Origin of the sequence: Erwinia rhapontici (genome assembly GCF_020683125.1) — a bacterium.
GTDB lineage: Bacteria > Pseudomonadota > Gammaproteobacteria > Enterobacterales > Enterobacteriaceae > Erwinia > Erwinia rhapontici.
Window position 1 is genome coordinate 2,657,313 of record NZ_CP085627.1, and the last position, 19,104, is coordinate 2,676,416.

General features: G+C 54.1%; 17 protein-coding genes. 10 read left to right on the forward strand and 7 right to left on the reverse strand.

Features of this window, described 5'->3' with window-relative positions:
* The first annotated feature begins 68 nt into the window (after positions 1 to 68).
* Positions 69 to 317 (forward strand): contact-dependent growth inhibition system immunity protein, encoded by a 249-nt coding sequence (locus LJN55_RS12475; protein WP_227534565.1) that lies wholly within the window; start codon positions 69 to 71, stop codon positions 315 to 317.
* A gap of 87 nt (positions 318 to 404) precedes the next feature.
* Complete coding sequence (locus tag LJN55_RS23915; RefSeq protein ID WP_265105952.1) at positions 405 to 527, forward strand: hypothetical protein; 123 nt, start codon at positions 405 to 407, stop codon at positions 525 to 527.
* On the opposite strand, the gene LJN55_RS12480 is transcribed toward LJN55_RS23915, so the two are convergent.
* Both LJN55_RS12480 and LJN55_RS12485 read right to left on the reverse strand, forming a co-directional pair.
* Positions 524 to 2,176, reverse strand: a complete 1,653-nt coding sequence (locus tag LJN55_RS12480) for a methyl-accepting chemotaxis protein (RefSeq protein ID WP_171148420.1) — start codon at positions 2,174 to 2,176, stop codon at positions 524 to 526. The genes LJN55_RS23915 and LJN55_RS12480 overlap by 4 nt on opposite strands.
* Before the next feature lie 234 nt (positions 2,177 to 2,410).
* Complete coding sequence (locus LJN55_RS12485; protein ID WP_227534566.1) at positions 2,411 to 3,940, reverse strand: carboxylesterase/lipase family protein; 1,530 nt, start codon at positions 3,938 to 3,940, stop codon at positions 2,411 to 2,413.
* Positions 3,941 to 4,105: 165 nt separating this feature from the next.
* Here LJN55_RS12485 and LJN55_RS12490 point away from each other — a divergent pair, with 165 nt between their 5' ends.
* Positions 4,106 to 4,540, forward strand: coding sequence for a DoxX family protein (locus LJN55_RS12490; RefSeq protein ID WP_159336720.1), 435 nt, complete (start codon positions 4,106 to 4,108; stop codon positions 4,538 to 4,540).
* A gap of 450 nt (positions 4,541 to 4,990) precedes the next feature.
* Here LJN55_RS12490 and LJN55_RS12495 read toward each other — a convergent pair whose 3' ends face one another.
* Positions 4,991 to 6,316, reverse strand: a complete 1,326-nt coding sequence (locus LJN55_RS12495; protein ID WP_133841940.1) for an MFS transporter — start codon at positions 6,314 to 6,316, stop codon at positions 4,991 to 4,993.
* A gap of 346 nt (positions 6,317 to 6,662) precedes the next feature.
* Between LJN55_RS12495 and LJN55_RS12500 the strand changes: the two genes are divergently transcribed.
* The gene (locus LJN55_RS12500; RefSeq protein ID WP_133841939.1) at positions 6,663 to 7,586 is read left to right on the forward strand and encodes a LysR substrate-binding domain-containing protein; all 924 of its coding nucleotides are present in this window, start codon (positions 6,663 to 6,665) and stop codon (positions 7,584 to 7,586) included.
* Between the two features lie 4 nt (positions 7,587 to 7,590).
* On the opposite strand, the gene smrA is transcribed toward LJN55_RS12500, so the two are convergent.
* Positions 7,591 to 8,202 (reverse strand): DNA endonuclease SmrA, encoded by a 612-nt coding sequence (gene smrA, locus LJN55_RS12505; RefSeq protein WP_407647747.1) that lies wholly within the window; start codon positions 8,200 to 8,202, stop codon positions 7,591 to 7,593.
* 311 nt (positions 8,203 to 8,513) lie between these two features.
* On the opposite strand from smrA, the gene LJN55_RS12510 reads away from it, so the two are divergent.
* Both LJN55_RS12510 and uspE read left to right on the forward strand, forming a co-directional pair.
* Complete coding sequence (locus tag LJN55_RS12510) at positions 8,514 to 9,269, forward strand: FNR family transcription factor (RefSeq protein ID WP_133841937.1); 756 nt, start codon at positions 8,514 to 8,516, stop codon at positions 9,267 to 9,269.
* 116 nt (positions 9,270 to 9,385) lie between these two features.
* Positions 9,386 to 10,336: a universal stress protein UspE gene (gene uspE, locus LJN55_RS12515; RefSeq protein ID WP_133841936.1), complete on the forward strand. Its 951-nt coding sequence runs from the start codon at positions 9,386 to 9,388 to the stop codon at positions 10,334 to 10,336.
* A gap of 48 nt (positions 10,337 to 10,384) precedes the next feature.
* Here the strand turns inward: uspE and LJN55_RS12520 are convergent, their stop codons facing one another.
* Positions 10,385 to 11,791 (reverse strand): PTS fructose transporter subunit IIC, encoded by a 1,407-nt coding sequence (locus LJN55_RS12520; protein WP_133841935.1) that lies wholly within the window; start codon positions 11,789 to 11,791, stop codon positions 10,385 to 10,387.
* 279 nt (positions 11,792 to 12,070) lie between these two features.
* On the opposite strand from LJN55_RS12520, the gene LJN55_RS12525 reads away from it, so the two are divergent.
* Together LJN55_RS12525 and LJN55_RS12530 are read left to right on the forward strand one after the other, a co-directional pair.
* Positions 12,071 to 12,568 carry a DUF2946 domain-containing protein gene (locus tag LJN55_RS12525; protein WP_227534567.1) on the forward strand — a complete coding sequence of 166 codons (498 nt, stop codon included), beginning with the start codon at positions 12,071 to 12,073 and terminating at the stop codon, positions 12,566 to 12,568.
* Between the two features lie 181 nt (positions 12,569 to 12,749).
* Positions 12,750 to 13,016, forward strand: a complete 267-nt coding sequence (locus tag LJN55_RS12530) for a DUF2534 family protein (RefSeq protein WP_133841934.1) — start codon at positions 12,750 to 12,752, stop codon at positions 13,014 to 13,016.
* An 86-nt stretch (positions 13,017 to 13,102) separates the two neighbouring features.
* Here LJN55_RS12530 and pntB read toward each other — a convergent pair whose 3' ends face one another.
* Both pntB and pntA read right to left on the reverse strand, forming a co-directional pair.
* Positions 13,103 to 14,491 (reverse strand): Re/Si-specific NAD(P)(+) transhydrogenase subunit beta, encoded by a 1,389-nt coding sequence (gene pntB, locus LJN55_RS12535; RefSeq protein WP_227534568.1) that lies wholly within the window; start codon positions 14,489 to 14,491, stop codon positions 13,103 to 13,105.
* Between the two features lie 10 nt (positions 14,492 to 14,501).
* Positions 14,502 to 16,031, reverse strand: a complete 1,530-nt coding sequence (gene pntA, locus LJN55_RS12540; protein WP_167863807.1) for a Re/Si-specific NAD(P)(+) transhydrogenase subunit alpha — start codon at positions 16,029 to 16,031, stop codon at positions 14,502 to 14,504.
* A gap of 518 nt (positions 16,032 to 16,549) precedes the next feature.
* On the opposite strand from pntA, the gene ydgH reads away from it, so the two are divergent.
* Both ydgH and LJN55_RS12550 read left to right on the forward strand, forming a co-directional pair.
* Entirely contained in the window at positions 16,550 to 17,500 is a 951-nt protein-coding gene (gene ydgH / locus LJN55_RS12545; RefSeq protein WP_133841931.1) for a DUF1471 family protein YdgH, read from the forward strand.
* A 210-nt stretch (positions 17,501 to 17,710) separates the two neighbouring features.
* Positions 17,711 to 19,102, forward strand: a complete 1,392-nt coding sequence (locus LJN55_RS12550; RefSeq protein WP_227534569.1) for an amino acid permease — start codon at positions 17,711 to 17,713, stop codon at positions 19,100 to 19,102.
* The last annotated feature ends 2 nt before the right edge of the window (positions 19,103 to 19,104 follow it).

A 19,104-nucleotide genomic window follows, 5' to 3' on the forward strand; every position in this document is an offset into this window, starting at 1 on the left:
GCGCGCCCTACCAGGCGTTTTGTCGGATCATTATATTTTAACTGCGTTTCCAATTTTGGGTTAACACGATGAAAAAATACGAATCGATAAGGATTTTTTTTCGGTTTTTTTTTGGCCCCGACTGGGGAGACAGTTACCAAGAAATCGTGGATACATATATTGACGATCAGGATGAGGTTGATAATAACTTGATTGAGGAAATTGACGACTTTCTAGAACACTATCCTGATGATGACTCTGCAAACCGGGCCCTTGAGCAAGTGTGCAGTGTGAGTATGGCTTTTTTACGCCCCTCCCCGGTAGCGTTCCTGTCCTGATTATCTCACTATCTAAAACAGCAACGCGACAGCCGCTGACAAAGAAGCGAAATTAACATTTTCGACGAAATATCTGGCGATTAGCACATGGTCACGCTGTTTGCGAACAATGTAAAAACGGGCGCGGTCTATAGCCTGAGCCGTCGCCCGCCTTCAGTATCGCCACCGCTGCTGGATGAGCGGGTGGCGTGGTTATGTGAACAGCCTTAGAAAGACACCCACTCGTCAGCAGAGGCGGCGCGGGTTTTTGGCGCACCCAGGGCTTTCAGCGGGCTTTTCAACGCTGCCGGTGCAGCGGCAGAATGACTGGCAGGGGCACTGTTGGCGGAAAGGCGGAACTTCGACACCGACCGCGTCAGCTCTTCCGTCTGGCGCTCCAGCGCGCTGGCTGCCGCAGAAACCTGTTCAACCAGCGAGGCGTTCTGCTGGGTGACGCTGTCCATTTCTGAAATCGCGGTGCCCACCTGAGAAATGCCTTTGCTCTGCTCTTCGGAAGCTGACGCGATCTGCTTCATGATTTCGGTAACTTCAGCCACCGATGTCAGGATGTCGCCCATCGTGCTTCCGGCTTCACCGACCAGTTTTGAACCGGTATCGACGCGGGAAACAGAGTCCGCAATCAGCGTTTCGATCTCTTTCGCTGCACCGGCACTACGCTGTGCCAGGTTGCGCACTTCGCTGGCCACCACGGCAAAACCACGCCCCTGCTCTCCGGCGCGGGCGGCTTCTACCGCTGCGTTCAGTGCAAGGATATTGGTCTGGAAGGCAATGCTGTTAATGACCGTGGTAATTTCGGCAATTTTCTTCGAGCTGCCGGCAATGCCCTGCATGGTGTTAACCACTTCATTGACCAGCTTGCCGCCTTTGCTGGCCGTTACAGAGGCAGTATCCGCCAGTGAGCTGGCCTGACGCGCGTTGTCGGCATTGAATTTCACCGTGGCGGTCAGTTGCTCCATGCTCGCTGCCGTCTGCTCCAGCGCCGAGGCCTGTTCTTCTGTTCGCGAGGAGAGATCATTGTTGCCGGAGGAGATTTCTGCCGCTCCGCGATGGATATTTTCCGTACCGCTGCGAATAGCGCTGACGGCGTCACGCAGGCTGTCCTGCATTGCCCGCAGCAGTGGCACCAGCTTGCCAACACAGTTACGGCCAAAGTCGTTGACCGGTTGGGTCAGATCCCCTTCGGCAATCACCCGGAAGTGTTCGCGGATGGTGTCCAGTGGGCGTACCAGCATCACCACCAGATAGCGGTCGGTAAACACCAGGATCAGCAATCCGGCAATCACCGCCAGTACCAGCACGGTTTTGGTGACGTGGGTCAGATGGTCGACCGTAACACGAGTCGCATCGAGTTTAGCCGCCGCCGCCACGTTGAATTTCTCCACGCTGGCGCCAAAATCACGGCTCAGGGCTGGCGTAATGCTGGCGGCATGGCGACGGTAGTCATCCGGTGAGCCCTGCTGCGCCAGTCGGACCTGCGGTTTAACACCGTCATCCAACAGTTTCTGCCAGCTGGCAATGGCGCCGGAAGCGTACTGCTGATCCAGCGGGCCCGGCGACTGTTGTTTGAACTCAGCCAACAGCGTGGTCATGTTATCCAGTGCTTTCTGCACCGACGCCATGTCTTCCGGTTTTTTGGAATCTATTGCACGCGTTAAACGGGTGATCACGCGGAAATACTGATCGTTACCTTTGCTTAATGTGCTCATCTGTCCGACCAGATGGCGATCGACGGCATTGCCGTCACTCAGTTGATCCAGTGAATACACGCTGTACGTACCGACAGCGCCCCAGAGCAGGCAGAAAAAGCCTAAGATCCACAGCAAAACTGCGCGGATGGTATAATTTTTTAATAATTTCATAATGACTCCGTGACCTGGTGATACCGATAAAAGTATTGTTATCTGGGGCTATCAGGCAAGTTATCGGCACGGAGACTTTAAAAAATTAAGAAATTAACACGATTTATATTGCTGCGTTTTATTACTCATACTTTCCATGGTAAATCATAAGTTATTGCTATGATGCCGTTTTCTGACGATTTAGGTCATTTAAAATACAGCAGTAAAAATTAACTATCCCCTGAGCAACCCTAATTAATCGTGTCTGAGATGCACAAATGCCCGCATCAGCAGACGAAACACCTGCATTCTGCGTCGCATAAAGCGTTTTTCAGGGGCAATACAGGCCAGGCCGTGACGACCAAAGCGTAGCGTGATGTCACTCCAGGGATGCCAGGCGGGCCAGTCGGTTTCCCCGTTTATCTGATGCGAGAATACCGTCGCATCGCGGGCAAAACGCAGCCAGTATTCGCTGACACGTTGGGAAAAATCATGGTCTCCCTCAGTGAAAGATCGTGCGGTGTCAACGGGATCTAACTGGCCCAGCGTGTTGAGGACGTACGGAATTTCATTGCCATGCCAGGTGCCATGAGGATAGAGATCATGCGCGTTTTCAGAGACATAATCAAAATAGTAGCGCCAGCCCGGCACACCAGCACGGTGCTGCGCCAGGGCGACAATGTACCCCTGCGTGGTGAAGGTCATGTCACGAGCCACCTGCCTGCCGAGTTCGCCATCATCCCAGACGTCCGGGTACAGCAGCTTGATCAGTCGGAGCGCCAGCGGATGCTTGCGGCGCATATCGGCAATCACCTTAGCCGCATCCACACCAAAATAAGCCAGTACGCTGGCTTCATCACTGTTGCTGCCAATCATCAACGGCAGGCGCTGCTGTCTGGCTGCGGCAAACACGCTGAGCATCGGCTGCGGCAGCACGCGGTCGCCGTGAATCGCCACCGGCCCGATGTTTAGCGCGCGATCCAGCGGCCAGAATGATTCAGCGGGTAAGGCACGTAGCTGTTCCGCGCTGGCATCAGGGAGATTAAAATGACTGGCCAGCGCCTGCCCTTTTTTGAGTGCCTCTGTACGTGACACATCCGGTACACCGTAGGCACTCTGGACAATGCCTTTATGGAATAACCCCTCGGCCAGCGGTGAGGCAAACAGCGAGAGTACGCTGCGGGCACCGGAGGACTCTCCCATCAGCGTGACGTTTTTCGGGTTTCCACCAAAGGCACGGATATTGCGCTGCACCCACTGCAAGGCGGCAATCTGATCGAGTAAGGCGAAGTTATTGACCACTTCACCGTCGGCATATTCGCGGTCCAGCGCCGGGTGAGCAAAAAAGCCCAGTTGGCCCAGGCGATAGTTTATCGTCACGATCACCGCACCACGCTGCGCCAGCGGTTCCCCCAGATACGGGGTTAATCCACCGGAGCCGACGGCGTAGCCGCCACCGTGAATCCACACCATGACCGGCAGCGGTGTTGCCGGGGCGATATCCGGGGTCCAGACATTGAGGTACAGGCAGTCTTCATGAAAACGGCCGGGGTCGCCGCCGCCTACCGCCAGGCAATACTCCCGACTCTGCCAGCTGGCCGGTCCCCAGTCTGTGGCGTCTTTATCTCCCTGCCAGGCATTCAGTGGTTTCGGCGCCTTCCAGCGAAGTTCGCCCACGGGCGGTGCCGCATAAGGAATCCCTTTGAAGACGAAAATCCCCTCTTCCACACTCCCAAGCAGGCTGCCTTCCGCCGTCATAATCCGTAATGATCGTTCGTTTCTCATAGGTTTTTCCACATCATCTCTGGGTTAATTATTTGCAGACGAAGGGAGAAAGTCCATCACGGCTTCTGATTTGCAGATTATGCTGATATGACGCGTATTTTACTCAGTGCGATGATCGACACACCGCTTCATGCGCATGCCGCCTTTACCTTCAAGGATTACGTTATGTTTACCGCGATTAATAATGGATTTTCCCGCCTCAGCGATCACCCGGATTTGGGCAAGCTGGTTTTACGCGTTTCGCTCGGTGCACTGCTGCTGTTTCATGGTGTGTTTAAAGTGCAGCACGGCGTTGGCTGGATCGCCAGACTGCTTCATGCGCATGGCATCCCCGGCTTTGTGGCTTATGGCGCTTATCTTGGTGAGGTGGTGGCACCGTTGATGATCATTATTGGCCTGATGACGCGCCCGGCGGCGTTCGTGATCGTCGTGAATCTGGCGGTGGCCACCCTGCTGGTGAAAACAGGCGCAGTGTGGGACCGCACTGGCGTGGGGGCCTGGGCACTGGAAGGGGAAGCGCTCTATTTCTTCGGCGCGCTGGCCGTGATGTTCCTGGGCGCGGGCCGTTTTACTGTGATCAGTAATAGTCAGTTGCAATAGTGTGCCTGGCGGGCTGGTGATCAGTTAATTTTCATGTTTTAAGGTCAACGGCCGGGTCAAAATAAAAAGAAAAACCAATCAAATAGACCAGACACAAAAAGCCTTTTTGGTTTTATTTAATCTTTTAGATTTTGGTTTTGATGTTGAGGCGGCAATTAAGCTGCGCTGAGAAAGTGATGTGAAACAGGATGAACCGCCAGGACGGCGGTGAAAGCTCGGGCCGGCACAGGGAAGTGCCGTCACGAGCGGTCCGTCGGTGAACGGAACTGACGAAGGCACCCGTGAAACGGGCGCGGCGCCTGCCGCAAGCGCGGGGTCAAGGGGCGGCGGCGACTGGCCGCCCCTTGTCGCTTCGCCCGCACAGCGGGAAAGCGAAACGCCCTTGACCTTAAGACGTTGACCTTAAGACCTTGACCTTAAGACCCTGGCCTTTCGGGTCGACCGCATACATCACGCCTCACGCTGATAACCATAACGGTATTTCGCCACCAGCATCAGAGTCGTCAGCACGGCCGGAATCGCCAGGAAAGAGAAAACATCCGTGATATTCCAGCCGAGCGACAGCATTTGTGCACCCGCGAACGCACTCAGGATGGCCCCGATACGCCCCACGCCGTGCATCCAACTGGAACCCGTGGCACGGGCATGGGTAGGATAGTAACTGGCTGACAGTGCATTCATGCCAGTATTCGCCCCGTTCAGACAAAAACCGCTGCAAAAGGCCACTGACCCCAGTACCCATACATCCGCTGGCGCATAGCCAATGCACACCGTGGCAATTGAGCCAGTGAAATAGATCGCCGCCAACGCCAGATTGGCGTTAAAACGATCCATCATCCAGCCCGCAAACAACGACCCTACGGTGCCACCCGCCTGATACATCGCCGTAACCAGCGCCGCCTGCGTCACCGTCATACCGACATCCTTCACCAGCGACGGCAGCCAGGAACCAATCAGATAGACCAGAAACAGCCCCATAAAATAACTGCCCCATAGCATCATGCTGCCGAAGAAGTAACGGCGCGACAGCACCACTTTTACCGCACCTTCACTGGTGGCGGCTTCGCTGCGCGTGAAGATGCACGCTTCTCCTATACTGCCGGGATGCATCTTCTCAACGATTTGCCGGATCTGCGCCGCCGGGGCGTTACGGGTGATCATAAAACGCACGGATTCCGGCAGCCAGCGCAGCAGCAAGGGCACCATCAGCAGCGGCAGAATACCGCCCATCACCAGCACCGCATGCCAGCCTAAGTTCGGGATTAACCATGAGGCGGCGAACCCACCGCTGGCGGCACCAAAGGTAAAGCCGCAGAACACCACGGTGATGAGAAAGGCACGTTTTCGTTCGGGAGAGTATTCCGCTACCAGCGTGCCGACATTGGGCATGGCAGCGCCCAGCCCAAGCCCTGTGAGAAAGCGGAACAACATGATCTGGTCAAGGTTTTGCGAAAAGGCGGTGGCCAGCGTCCATAAGCCAAAGAAGAACACGCTGCAAATGATGATCACCCGGCGGCCAAAGCGATCGGCCAGCGGCCCGGCAAACATCGCGCCTAGCGCCAGCCCGATCAGCGCGGCACTGATGACGGCACCTAACTGATGGTTCGTCACTCCCCATGCGCTTTTCAACGCCGGGGCAATGAAACCCATCAGGGCAATATCCATACCATCCATTGCCACCACGGCAAAACTCAGGGCGATGATGCGTTTTTGATAACGACTCAACGACCCCTGATTTATCAACGTACGGATATCGATCGCTGCGGTACTGTCCACTTCGCGCTCCATAACAGGCCAGTGTTAACCCCGCCCGGATGACAACGTTGCAGAGGTTTACAGAAAAAGTGCCGGCTATCATAACGGATTGTTATGGAATTCTCCTGGGAAAATATGTCCGTTTTATCCTGAAAAGTGACAGAAATGATCTCAATACGGTATTCAGGTATTCGCTCACTTTTTCAAAGGATTAATAATCTCTGCAATACCCTTTCGCTCTGTAGTCATACCAGAAGTAATGGATAACGTCGGAAAAGCGGTAAATGTTAATTAAATTTTGCAATAAGGTTAACAAAATACTCAGAGAAAACTTGCCAGTTTATCCGGGCCGTTATTATTCTGCGTAATGGATAAAAAATATCAGTTTAATCAGCGTATTCGTCTGCGCCATTTACATACCTTCGTCGCCGTTGCACAGCAAGGGACGCTGGGACGTGCCGCCGAAACGTTGTCACTCAGCCAGCCCGCTCTGTCGAAGACACTTAACGAGCTGGAGGATTTGGCGGGTGTGCGGCTGTTTGAACGCGGGCGTTTGGGTGCACAGCTAACCACAATGGGAGAACAGTTTCTCACGCACGCGGTACGTGTTCTTGATGCACTTAATCATGCCGGTCAGTCGTTTACATTACCGCACGAAAAATCCCCTGAAGTGATGCGCCTTGGCGTGCTGACCACTGTGGCGCTGGGAATGTTGCCGTCAATTCTCGATCGCTTTCACCAGCAACAGCCACAGGCGATTGTGCAAGTGGCAACGCTGCACAACAATGTACTGATCGCTGCGCTTAAAGCCGGAGAATTTGACGTTGGGATTGGGCGCATGGCCGATCCCGATTTGATGGCCGGGTTGACCTACGAACTGCTTTTTCTGGAGTCCTTGCGCCTGGTGGTACGGCCAGATCATCCACTATTAAGTGACAATGTCACGCTTTCTAAAGCGCTCTCCTGGCCCGTGGTCATTTCACCGGAGGGCACCGCCCCGCGTCGCATTGCCGAAGCCATGCTGAAAGAACAAGGTTGCACGTTGCCAGGCACCCTGGTGGAGACATCCTCAACGTCGCTGGCCCGCCAACTGGCGTTGCGTTACAACTATGTGTGGTTTGTGCCATCGGGCGCGATTAAAGAAGACTTGCTGCATAATGCGCTGGCTGCGCTGCCGATTGCCTCACATGGCCCCGGCGAAGCGGTCGGCATCATGACCCGCTCTGGTGCGCCTCTGACACTGAGTGCCGAGATCCTGCTGGCCACGATCCGAAAATCCCATTCAGGCTGACATATCATCGACTGCGTTTGGCATGACGTTCACGGTTTTCCAGCCGTGCCTGTTCATTCTTACGCAGCCCAACGTAGCAGGCCCCCGTGCCGCCATCCTGTGACCGGGCGCAGCAAAATGCCTGTACATCCTCAAACTGCGGCAGCCAGCGCATCAGATAGCTGCGCACGATATTGGCATGTGAGGCATCATCACGCCCTTTTCCATGCACGATCAACACATTGCGCAGACCATCCTGTACGCACTGCAACATAAACAGATACAGGGCCTGACGGCACTGTTCGACGGTGTAACGAATGAGATTCAGCGTGGCCTGCGGCGGGTATTTTCCCTGAAAGAGTTTGTCCAGCACGCCCTGTTGAATTCCTTCCGCTTTGTATTCCAGCGGCGTGGTCAACGGGACGATATCCAGCAGGCCAGTGGTCAGCGGATTATCCAGCTGTGGATCGAGCACCTGGCGCACTTTATTTTGTGAAGAAGGTAACCATAAGGTGCTGGAACAGGCTTTCAGTGGCTTAACGTCTCCCATCGCCTGTTTAAACAGCTCCAGCTCATCAGCGTTGTTGCTCATCACGTTATCCCCGATCAATACGCGCCCTGCGCGCGTTTTCTGCATTTTTCTACCGCTGTGAGTTTAGCAAAAAACGGACAGGCTTCATCCGGGTTGTGTTTGTCCGCTTATTGATACGGATCATGGAGGTGGATTCTGTGGTGAGCTTAACTAAAAAAATCGGATATCAAGCCTATTTGGCGGAGGTTAGCCTGCGAATCATCTGATTACAGATTGTTTTTCACACAACTTTTACAAAGATGACGATTATTAATAACGTCCACATATTTATTGTGCCTAAAACTGCTCAGATGAGTTCCCTTGTGTGCGGGAAAAATGGTAAATTGATGTCAGTCAATTATCATCGAGCGTACATTATGATTCCGGAAAAGCGAATTATCACTAGACGCATACAATCGGGTGGTTGCGCCATTCACTGCCAGGATTGCAGCATCAGTCAGCTCTGTATTCCCTTCACGCTTAACGAGCATGAGCTGGACCAGCTTGATAACATCATCGAGCGTAAAAAACCGATTCAGAAAGGACAAACGCTGTTTAAAGCGGGTGACGAACTGCGTTCACTGTACGCGATTCGCTCCGGGACCATTAAAAGCTACACCATCACCGAACAGGGTGATGAACAGATTACCGGCTTCCATCTGGCAGGTGACCTGGTCGGCTTTGATGCTATCAGCGGTAACCAGCACCCCAGCTTTGCTCAGGCGTTAGAAACCGCCATGGTTTGCGAAATTCCTTTCGAAACCCTCGACGACCTTTCCGGTAAAATGCCCAGCCTGCGTCAGCAGATGATGCGCCTGATGAGCGGCGAAATTAAGGGCGACCAGGAAATGATCCTGCTGTTGTCGAAGAAAAATGCGGAAGAACGTCTGGCCGCCTTTATTTACGGTCTGTCGCGCCGCTTCGGCCAGCGTGGTTTCTCACAGCGTGAATTCCGTCTGACCATGACCCGTGGTGATATTGGTAACTACCTTGGATTGACGGTAGAAACCATCAGCCGTCTGCTCGGTCGCTTCCAGAAAAGCGGCATGCTGGCGGTGAAAGGAAAATACATCACCATCGAAAATCATGAAATTCTGTCAGAACTGGCAGGCCAGAGCCGTGCCATCGCCTGACCCGTGCCGGATCGATATTTCTTATTTTATTGATCCGGCAACAACTTTTCCCCTTCTTCCTTTGCCTCGATTGGGCTATCTTTAAGCTGACACGCTCAGTGTAAGGAGAAACCGTTATGGCTCAATATCAAAACATTCTGGTGGCGATCGATCCGCAACAGGACGACCAGCCCGCACTTCGTCGTGCTGTTTACCTTAATCAGCGGCTTGGCGGTAAGATTACCTGTTTTCTTCCCATTTACGACTTCTCCTATGAGATGACCACGCTGCTTTCACCCGATGAACGCGTCACCATGCGTAAAGGGGTGATCAGCCAACGCACTGAGTGGATCCGTGAACAGGCGCAGGCCTATCTTGCGGCCGGCGTGCAGATTGATATCAAGGTGATTTGGCATAATCGTCCGTTCGAAGCGATTATCCAGGAAGTGCTGAACAGCAAACACGATCTGGTCATTAAGATGGCCCACCAGCATGACCGCTTACAGGCGGTGGTGTTTACCCCAACCGACTGGCACCTGCTGCGCAAATGCCCGTGCCCGGTCTGGATGGTGAAAGATCAGGCCTGGCCAGAAGGCGGCAAGGCGGTAGTCGCAGTAAACCTCGCCAGCGAAGAGCCACATCACGATCCGTTAAACAGCAAGCTGGTCAGAGAAACGCTGGAGCTGGCCGAACGGGTTAACCATACCGAAGTGCATCTGGTCGGCGCATACCCTGTTACACCAATCAATATCGCCATTGAGCTGCCAGACTTTGATCCGAGCGTTTATAACGATGCCATCCGTGGTCAGCATCTGGTGGCGATGAAGGCGCTGCGTCAGTCATTCTCCATTGATGAGAAGTTCACCCATGTGGAGAAAGGGCTGCCTGAAGAGGTGATACCAGAGCTGGCCGCACACCTTGATGCCGGTGTGGTGGTGCTCGGCACTATCGGCCGTACCGGGCTATCGGCAGCGTTCCTTGGGAATACCGCCGAGCAGGTTATTGACCACCTGCGCTGTGACCTGCTGGCGATCAAGCCTGACGGTTTCGCCTCTCCGGTCGAACTGGATGATGACGAAGACGATTAATGACCACGGGCGAGCCTGATCCCAGGCTCGCCCTCTCCCTTCCCTCCGCTATGATGACGTTGCCGTTTCCACCACGTCCTTTTTCAGGAACCACAGAATTAACGCCGTCAGCAGTGACCCTGCAGCAATAGCCAGCAGATACGCGGCCAGATTAGCGATCACATTCGGAATAAACATCACAAAAATACCGCCATGAGGTGCACGCGATGCACAACCCAGCGCCATCGATAACGCACCGGCCAGCCCAGAGCCCGCCACAATCGCCGGGATCACCCGTAGCGGATCGGACACCGCATAGGGAATAGCCCCTTCAGTAATAAACGACAGCCCCAGCACCCACGTCACTTTGCCCGTCTCACGTTCGCTGCGGCTGAATTTACGCCGGAACAGCACTGTGGCGAGCGCTATCCCCAGCGGCGGCACCATTCCGGCAGCCATACAAGCGGCAATCGGCCCGTAAATGCCGCTGGACATCAGGCCGATGGCAAACATACACACGGTTTTATTCAATGGCCCGCCCATATCAAAGGCTACCATCATGCCAAACAGCAGGCCAAGAATGGCCGAGTTGGTGTGCCCCAATGCATTGAGGAAGTCCGTCAACCAGCCAAGCAGTAATTTAATCGGCTCGCCAATCAGCCACACCATCAGCGCCCCGGTAATCAGCACGCTCAGTAACGGCACAATCAAAATCGGCTTCAGCCCGGCAATCACCTCTGGCAGACGAATGTAGCGGACAATCATCAGCGTGACGTAACCCGCTAAAAAACCCGCCAGCAGTGCGCCCAGAAAGCCCGACCCGGTGTGAATGGCCATCATGCCGCCCACCGCACCGGAGACAATCCCCATTTTCCCGCTGATGGACTGGCTGATTCCCAGTGACAGGATCGGCAGCATCAGGGCAAATGCCGATCCCCCGCCGATATCGGACAGCATTTTCGCCAGCGGGCTGAAGTTGGCATCACCCGGCGTGGCAGCGGTGATCCCAAATGAGAAACTGAGAGCAATCAGTATCCCTCCGGCAACCACGAATGGGATCATCAGATTGACCCCGGTAATAAGGTGGACATAGATGCTGGAATACCAGCTGTTGCCACTGACAACGGGCACCACATCACCCTCTTCGCTGGCAATCTCCAGCCGGTGTGGGGCTAATTCCCCGGCGGTGATGGCATTGAGCAGCCCTTCGGCGTCTCTTGCCGCCCGGGCTACCGGGACTTCGACGATGTTCTTGTTCTGAAAACGCGCCATATCAACTTTTTTATCGGCGGCGATCAGAACAATATCTGCGGCAGAAATATCATCAGGGCTGAGGATGTACTTGCTCTCAATAGCACCCTGAGTCTCCACTCGCAGGGAAAGGCCCAGCTTTCTGGCAGCTTTTTTCAAATTACTTTCGGCCAGATAAGTGTGGGCCACCCCGGTGGGACAGGCGGTGATGGCGATAATATTCATGGGTGTTCTCCGGTAACAATAAAATAACTGTCGGTTCCGGCCGGAGTCTTATCTAAACAGAGCCCGATGGGAAAAACACTACCAAACACTGTCCCACTGGCGGGACAAACCCTGTACTGTCACTCAACAGCACAGGCTATTTATCGCGGGTATTCACCCTGTAATGAGATTCATTAAAAAATAAAACAGCAAGAAGATGATTAATTAAATTTCCCATTAACATCGTGAATAAAAATCGCTACACTTCATCTATCTTTTCACTCTGCTATAGGTTGACTGTTGGTTTCTTTTTATCGCCTGTCGCAGCGTCGAATACCGGCATTTATCGCTATTATGGCGATCCTGCTGCTGTTCATTGCACCGGATGTCTCTCAACGTCTGGAACATCAGCGTGTATCAACACCGGATGCCTCTGCCCGTGAAGATCACTCATCGATGGTGTCGATGCATCATGGAGACATGAGCGGCATAACGATGGATGAGATGGCTACCCTGCACTCAGCGCCACCGTCGATGGCAGCAACGCCCCCGTCCGATTACGCTCAGCATCATGCGATGCCTGCCGGTATGGATATGATGGATGACGTTGCCTGCGGTTATTGCCAGCTGCTGGCACATTTCCCCGTACTGCTCATCGTCTTTATCCCGCTAGTTTGGCTACTGTACCGTCTGACGTTACGGATGCCACCCTCACGCTATGAATCCTGGCTCCCCTCCGCCTTCTTCCCGGGTATTGTACAACCGCGCGCACCGCCTGTTTTTTCATTCTCTTTCTAAGGTTGTTATTTTTATTTTAGTCACTGCTTACGCCTGAAATGAATATGCGACACTCGCAGGAATGTAATTTCAGCGCTTTCGGCCCGCGTGGAAGAAACGCTACAATGTCCACATCAGTCGGGCGGGTAACGTTGATGCCACTTGACGTTAAATTTTAGAAAACAGTAAAGGAGTACACATCATGTCACTATTCCCTCCGGGCAAAAAACGCCGGAATTTCTTTATCGCACAGGCCTGCCTGTGGGTGTGCGCCGCTATCGTGATGACCAAAGCGATCATCGGTGGTGCCATCGATGAATATAATATGCCCTTCTCTACCTGGCCGGTGGAGCTGTATGTTTCTGAGTTCTTTATGATCCTGATATACAGCTCGGTGTTTACCGTGCTGCTGTCTATCCCGCTGTGGTACTGGTTTATCGGCGAGCAGAACCCGGATAGCCGGGGCTAGATCACCGGCAAAAAAAAGAGCTGACCCGTATCAAGGGTCAGCTCTTGGTGTAGGGGGCCAAGTTGGTTCTGTCGCCCCACGGTTTGTTACAGCGCTTTCAGAATCGCTTCTACCGTTGCTTTCGCATCACCGAACAGCATCTGGGTGTTCTCTTTGAAGAACAGCGGGTTCTGCACACCGGCATAGCCGGTATTCATCGAACGCTTAAACACCACCACATTCTGCGCTTTCCACACCTCCAGCACGGGCATACCCGCGATTGGGCTGCGTGGGTCTTCCTGTGCCGCCGGGTTGACGGTGTCATTGGCGCCGATAACCAGTACGGTATCCGTATCGCTGAAATCATCGTTGATCTCATCCATTTCCAGCACGATGTCATACGGCACTTTGGCTTCGGCCAGCAGGACGTTCATGTGACCAGGCAGACGACCCGCTACCGGGTGAATACCGAAACGCACCTTGATGCCGCGCTCACGCAGTTTGGCGGTGATTTCTGCCACCGGATACTGAGCCTGCGCCACCGCCATGCCGTAGCCTGGGGTGATAACCACCGTGGTGGAGTTTTTCAGCAGTTCAGCGGTGCCCGCGGCATCGATTTCGCGATACTCGCCCATCTCTTCGCCTTCACCGGTTGAGCTGCTGTCAGTACCAAACCCGCCTGCAATCACGCTAAAGAATGAACGGTTCATCGCCTTACACATAATGTAAGAGAGGATGGCACCGCTCGAACCGACCAGCGCCCCGGTGACGATCAGCAGGTCGTTGCTGAGCATAAAGCCCGCCGCCGCCGCTGCCCAGCCCGAGTAGGAGTTCAGCATGGAGACCACGACAGGCATATCCGCACCGCCGATAGACGCCACCAGATGCCAGCCGAACGCCAGAGCGATCAGCGTCATTACCACCAACGCAAAGGCCTGGGTTCCGGTGCTGTCACTGCGCACAAACATAATCAACAGCGCCAGTGAAACCACCAGTGCCAGCAGGTTGAGCTTATGACGATGTGGCAACGCCAGCGGGCGGGAAGAAATTTTGCCGCACAGCTTACCAAAGGCCACGATAGAACCGGTAAAGGTCACCGCACCGATAAAGATACCGATGAAGATCTCGGTCAGATGGATGTTTTCCATCACCGGAAGCAGGCCCGGGCCGTGGTCCAGGTAGCTGTTAACACCGACCAACACGGCAGCCAGCCCCACAAAGCTGTGCAGCATGGCCACCAGTTCTGGCATTTCGGTCATTTCGACTTTCTTCGCCAGACGAACACCGATAGCACCGCCGATCACCATCGCCAGCAGGATCCAGGCAACGTTGCCCGTATCCGGACCGAAGATGGTTACCACCAGCGCCAGCGCCATTCCGCTTACGCCAAAAATATTCCCCTGCTTCGAGGTCTCATGTTTAGACAACCCGGCAAGGCTGCAAATAAACAGGATCGCAGCGATGATATAAGCTGCTGTCACTAATCCGCCAGACATGGACTTCCCCTCAGTTTTTACGGAACATTTTCAGCATGCGCTGGGTGACGGTAAAGCCACCAAAGATATTGATGCTGGCAATCAGCACCGCAACGAAGGACAGGAAGCTGACCCAGCCGCCATGACCAATCTGCAACACGGCACCGACGACGATAATGCCTGAAATGGCATTGGTCACCGACATCAGCGGCGTATGCAGAGCATGACTGACGTTCCACACCACGTAGTAACCCACCACGCAGGAGAGCGCAAAGACGGTGAAGTGCGAAAGGAACTCAGGTGGAGCCACATTGGCCAGCCAGCCAAACAGCACAATCGCCAGCACCAGCAGCCCGTATTTACGCAGCGGTGAGACAGGTTTTTCCACCGGTTTTTCGATCGGGGTTTCCACTTTGGCCGCTTTCGGCGCAGCAGACACCTGAATTGGCGGTGCAGGCCAGGTGATTTCGCCATCACGGATCACGGTCACACCGCGGATCACCACATCGTCAAAGTCGATGGTGATTTCACCGTTCTTCTCTTTGCACAGCAGCTTCATCAGGTTCACCAGATTGGTGCCATAAAGCTGAGAAGACTGAGTCGGCAGACGACTTGGCAGATCGGTGTAACCGATGATTTTCACCCCGTTCGGGCTGGTGGTGATGGTATCGGCCACGGTCAACTCACAGTTACCGCCGTTTTGCGCAGCCAGATCGACGATCACGCTGCCCGGTTTCATGGAGGCAACCATTTCTGCGGTGATCAGCGTCGGTGCCGGTTTGCCCGGGATCAGCGCGGTGGTGACAATGATGTCCACTTCTTCCGCCTGAGCCGCAAACAGCGCCATTTCGGCCTTAATAAAGGCTTCCGACATGACTTTGGCATAACCATCACCGCTGCCCGCTTCTTCCTCAAAATCAAGTTCGAGGAACTCCGCGCCCATACTCTGGACCTGCTCTTTCACTTCAGGGCGAGTATCAAAGGCACGTACGATAGCGCCCAGGCTGCGGCCTGCGCCGATAGCGGCCAGACCGGCCACTCCGGCACCAATCACCATCACTTTCGCAGGCGGCACTTTACCGGCGGCGGTAATCTGCCCGGTAAAGAATCGGCCAAATTCATGCGCAGCCTCAACAATCGCACGATAACCGGCGATGTTTGCCATCGAACTGAGCGCATCAAGAGACTGCGCACGCGAGATACGCGGCACGGCATCCATAGACATCACGGTGACGTTACGCGCGGCCAGTTTTGCCAGCAGTTCCGGGTTTTGCGCAGGCCAGATAAAGCTCACCAGCGTGCTTCCGGCACGCGTCAGAGCAATCTCTTCGTCGGTCGGCGCATTCACTTTTAATACGATATCGGACTGCCAGACATTCACCGAATCGGTAATGGTTGCGCCAGCCGCTTCAAAGGCCGCGTCTTCAAAACTGGCGAGTTTACCCGCGCCGCTTTCTACAGCGACGCTAAAACCCAGAGCTAATAACTGTTCAACCGTTTTTGGTGTCGCAGCAGCACGGGCTTCGTTGGGCAACCGCTCTTTGGTAATACCAATAAGCATAATCTTCCCTTTTCTTCAGAGAGTACGATGGTTTGTTCTCATCGTCCCGGCCCTTATGACCGAAACGTAACAGGTTCAAACTGGTTATAACCTACTGAAAATAAGTGTTCCGATCCACCCACAGTCAGTGTCTGGTGATGACTAACCGATAAAAAAGCAGTACAGACCCCCTCCAGCGATATATTGAGCCTGAATCAGGATGTAAAGAACGCATTATCTGCTACGATAAAATTTAACATTTACCGACAAACGTTATCAAAAAACATTGATTAACAATGTGTTAACGATATAAGTGTTAACAATTACCAGCTTAAGTGGTTAATGTTTGAAAAATGACACGATTCAGCCAGCTTTCTTCATTATTCTGAAAACGGGAATTGTACTGACATCAAATCCCCACAAAATGGCTGAGACAGCGAACATTATTACATGCAATAATCATCCGCTAATCTGTTACACATCAAGAGTCCAGCACGTTTTTGTACTCATTTTTTGCGTAAGGCGAAGGATTAATTTTTATGAAGCTGAAGAATACCATTCTTGCATCAGCCCTGTTGTCACTCACAGCATTGACCGCCCATGCGGCGCAGGAACTGACGCCGGAGAAAGCCGCTGCGCTGAAACCGTTTGATCGGATCACCATTAGCGGGCGTTTTAATGCCATCTACGAGGCCAGCGATGCCGTATCAAAACGTGCTGATGCGCTTGGTGCAGCCTCTTACTATATTCAGGGTATCAACGATACCAACGGCAACGGCGGCAACTGGAATGTGACGGCCGATCTCTATCATGCCGATGCGCCTGTTGCGCCGAAAAATAAAGATCGCATCATTAATGGCGTACGTGAGCTGACCAAAGCAGAAGCGTTTACTATTGAGCCTTACGACACCGTCAGTGCCAGCGGCTTTTTCCGCAGCCAACCTGATGTCAATGATGCCATTACCCGTGCAGCAAAAGAGAAAGGCGCAGAGTCTTTCTTTATCGTGCGTCAGATCGACACCAACAGCGGTGGCAATCAGATTATCACGGCTTACATCTATAAAGCCGATGCGCCTAAGCGTCAGGTGCAGTCTCCTAACCTGATCCCGGCGGATTCCGAAGCAGGTAAAGCCGCGCTGGCAGCGGGCGGTGCGGCAGCGAAAACGGTTGAACTACCGGGTGTGGCATCCAATGAAACCCCAAGCAACAAAGTGGGCCGTTTCTATGAAACCCAAAGCTCAACCGGTAAGCGTTACACCGTGACTCGCCCGGATGGCAAAAGTGTGCAGGAAGTGAATGCCATTACTGCGGCGCAGATGCAGCCGTACGATAGCGTGACCTTCACCGGCCACTACAGCACCCCGACTGAAGTGTCTGAAGAAGTGGGTCGCCGTGCGATCGCTAAAGGTGCCAAGTATTATCACGTCACCCGTCAGTGGTCGAATCAGAGCGGCGGTAACCTGACCGTCTCTGCGGATCTCTTTAAGTAACGTCTCTTTGCGGGGCAACTGCCTGGTTGCCCCGTCGTTATGAATAATTCCCGTCTCTTTTTGCATAGTAAGTCATTGCATCCTGCCGCCGCTATCCGTAAAATCCCCCGCCACTTTCAGGCGTTTCGTTGCTTTTTCCGGCCTCACATCCTGAGTTAAAACCAACATGGTCGTTACAACTGGTGTTTTATTCTGTAACCGGAGTTTTTCTTGGACAAAAAGTTAGGTCTCACCGCGCTGACGGCGCTTGTACTCAGTTCTATGTTAGGCGCGGGCGTGTTTAGCCTGCCACAAAATATGGCGGCGGTCGCCAGCCCGGCTGCCCTGCTGATTGGCTGGGCCATCACCGGTGTGGGGATCGTGCTACTGGCGCTGGCCATGCTGCTGCTGAGCCGCTTGAAACCCGAGTTAGATGGCGGCATTTTCACTTATGCAAAGGCGGGATTTGGCGAACTGATTGGCTTCTGTTCTGCCTGGGGTTACTGGCTGTGTGCCGTGATTGCCAATGTGTCCTACCTGGTGATCGTTTTCTCCGCCATGAGCTTCTTTACTGACTCTCCCGGCCATATCATTTTTGGCGATGGCAACACCTGGCAGGCCATGCTTGCAGCCTCAATCCTGCTGTGGCTGGTGCATGCGCTGGTGCTGCGCGGTGTGCAGACGGCGGCCAGCATTAATCTGATCGCAACGTTGGGCAAACTGCTGCCGTTGGGCTTATTTGTCCTGCTGGCCATTGCCGCGTTCCATTACGATCGTTTTCGCTTCGATTTCAGCGGCGTCGCACTGGGGAAACCGGTCTGGCAGCAGGTGAAAGACACCATGCTGATTACGCTGTGGGTATTTATCGGTATTGAAGGTGCGGTGGTCGTTTCATCGCGTGCGCGAAACCGTCATGACGTGGGACGTGCCACGCTGCTGGCGGTCACGGCGGCGCTGGCGATCTACCTGCTGGTGACGCTGCTGTCACTCGGGATCGTCCCGCGTGCCGAACTGGCTGAAATGCGCAATCCCTCAATGGCCGGATTGATGACCGCCCTGATCGGCCCCTGGGGCAACCTGGTGATTGTCAGCGGCCTGATTGTTTCTGTCTGCGGAGCTTATCTGAGCTGGACCATCATGGCAGCGGAAGTGCCGCTGGTGGCGGCACAGCATGGCGCGTTCCCACGCGGTCTGAGTCGGCAGAATGTACGGGGCGCTCCTTCTGCATCGCTGTGGCTGACCAATGGCTGTGTGCAGGTGTGTCTGATCCTGATCTGGCTGACCGGCTCCGATTACAACACATTGCTGACCATTGCTTCTGAGATGATTCTGGTGCCCTATCTGCTGGTCGGTGCTTATCTGTTTAAGGTCGCGCGTGAATTAAATAAACCCGGGGCGATGATGGTGGCGCTGGGTGCCAGCGTCTATGGTGTGTGGCTGCTGTACGCGTCGGGCCCGATGCATCTGCTGCTGTCGGTAGTGCTGTACGCGCCGGGGATGGTGTTGTTTCTGTTTGCCCGCCGTGGCGGCCGCGCCGGGACGTCATTGCACCGCGTTGAAAAATCGATCATGGTGCTGCTGGTGATCACCGCCCTGCCTGCCGTCTGGATGCTGACCCGTTAAGG

Coding starts and splice junctions, on each gene's coding strand:
- LJN55_RS12475 (WP_227534565.1), top strand. CDS start 69: ATGAAAAAATACGAATCGATAAGGATTTTTTTTCGGTTTTTTTTTGGC.
- LJN55_RS23915 (WP_265105952.1), top strand. CDS start 405: ATGGTCACGCTGTTTGCGAACAATGTAAAAACGGGCGCGGTCTATAGC.
- LJN55_RS12480 (WP_171148420.1), bottom strand. CDS start 2,176: ATGAAATTATTAAAAAATTATACCATCCGCGCAGTTTTGCTGTGGATC.
- LJN55_RS12485 (WP_227534566.1), bottom strand. CDS start 3,940: ATGAGAAACGAACGATCATTACGGATTATGACGGCGGAAGGCAGCCTG.
- LJN55_RS12490 (WP_159336720.1), top strand. CDS start 4,106: ATGTTTACCGCGATTAATAATGGATTTTCCCGCCTCAGCGATCACCCG.
- LJN55_RS12500 (WP_133841939.1), top strand. CDS start 6,663: ATGGATAAAAAATATCAGTTTAATCAGCGTATTCGTCTGCGCCATTTA.
- smrA (WP_407647747.1), bottom strand. CDS start 8,202: ATGCAGAAAACGCGCGCAGGGCGCGTATTGATCGGGGATAACGTGATG.
- LJN55_RS12510 (WP_133841937.1), top strand. CDS start 8,514: ATGATTCCGGAAAAGCGAATTATCACTAGACGCATACAATCGGGTGGT.
- uspE (WP_133841936.1), top strand. CDS start 9,386: ATGGCTCAATATCAAAACATTCTGGTGGCGATCGATCCGCAACAGGAC.
- LJN55_RS12520 (WP_133841935.1), bottom strand. CDS start 11,791: ATGAATATTATCGCCATCACCGCCTGTCCCACCGGGGTGGCCCACACT.
- LJN55_RS12530 (WP_133841934.1), top strand. CDS start 12,750: ATGTCACTATTCCCTCCGGGCAAAAAACGCCGGAATTTCTTTATCGCA.
- pntB (WP_227534568.1), bottom strand. CDS start 14,491: ATGTCTGGCGGATTAGTGACAGCAGCTTATATCATCGCTGCGATCCTG.
- pntA (WP_167863807.1), bottom strand. CDS start 16,031: ATGCTTATTGGTATTACCAAAGAGCGGTTGCCCAACGAAGCCCGTGCT.
- ydgH (WP_133841931.1), top strand. CDS start 16,550: ATGAAGCTGAAGAATACCATTCTTGCATCAGCCCTGTTGTCACTCACA.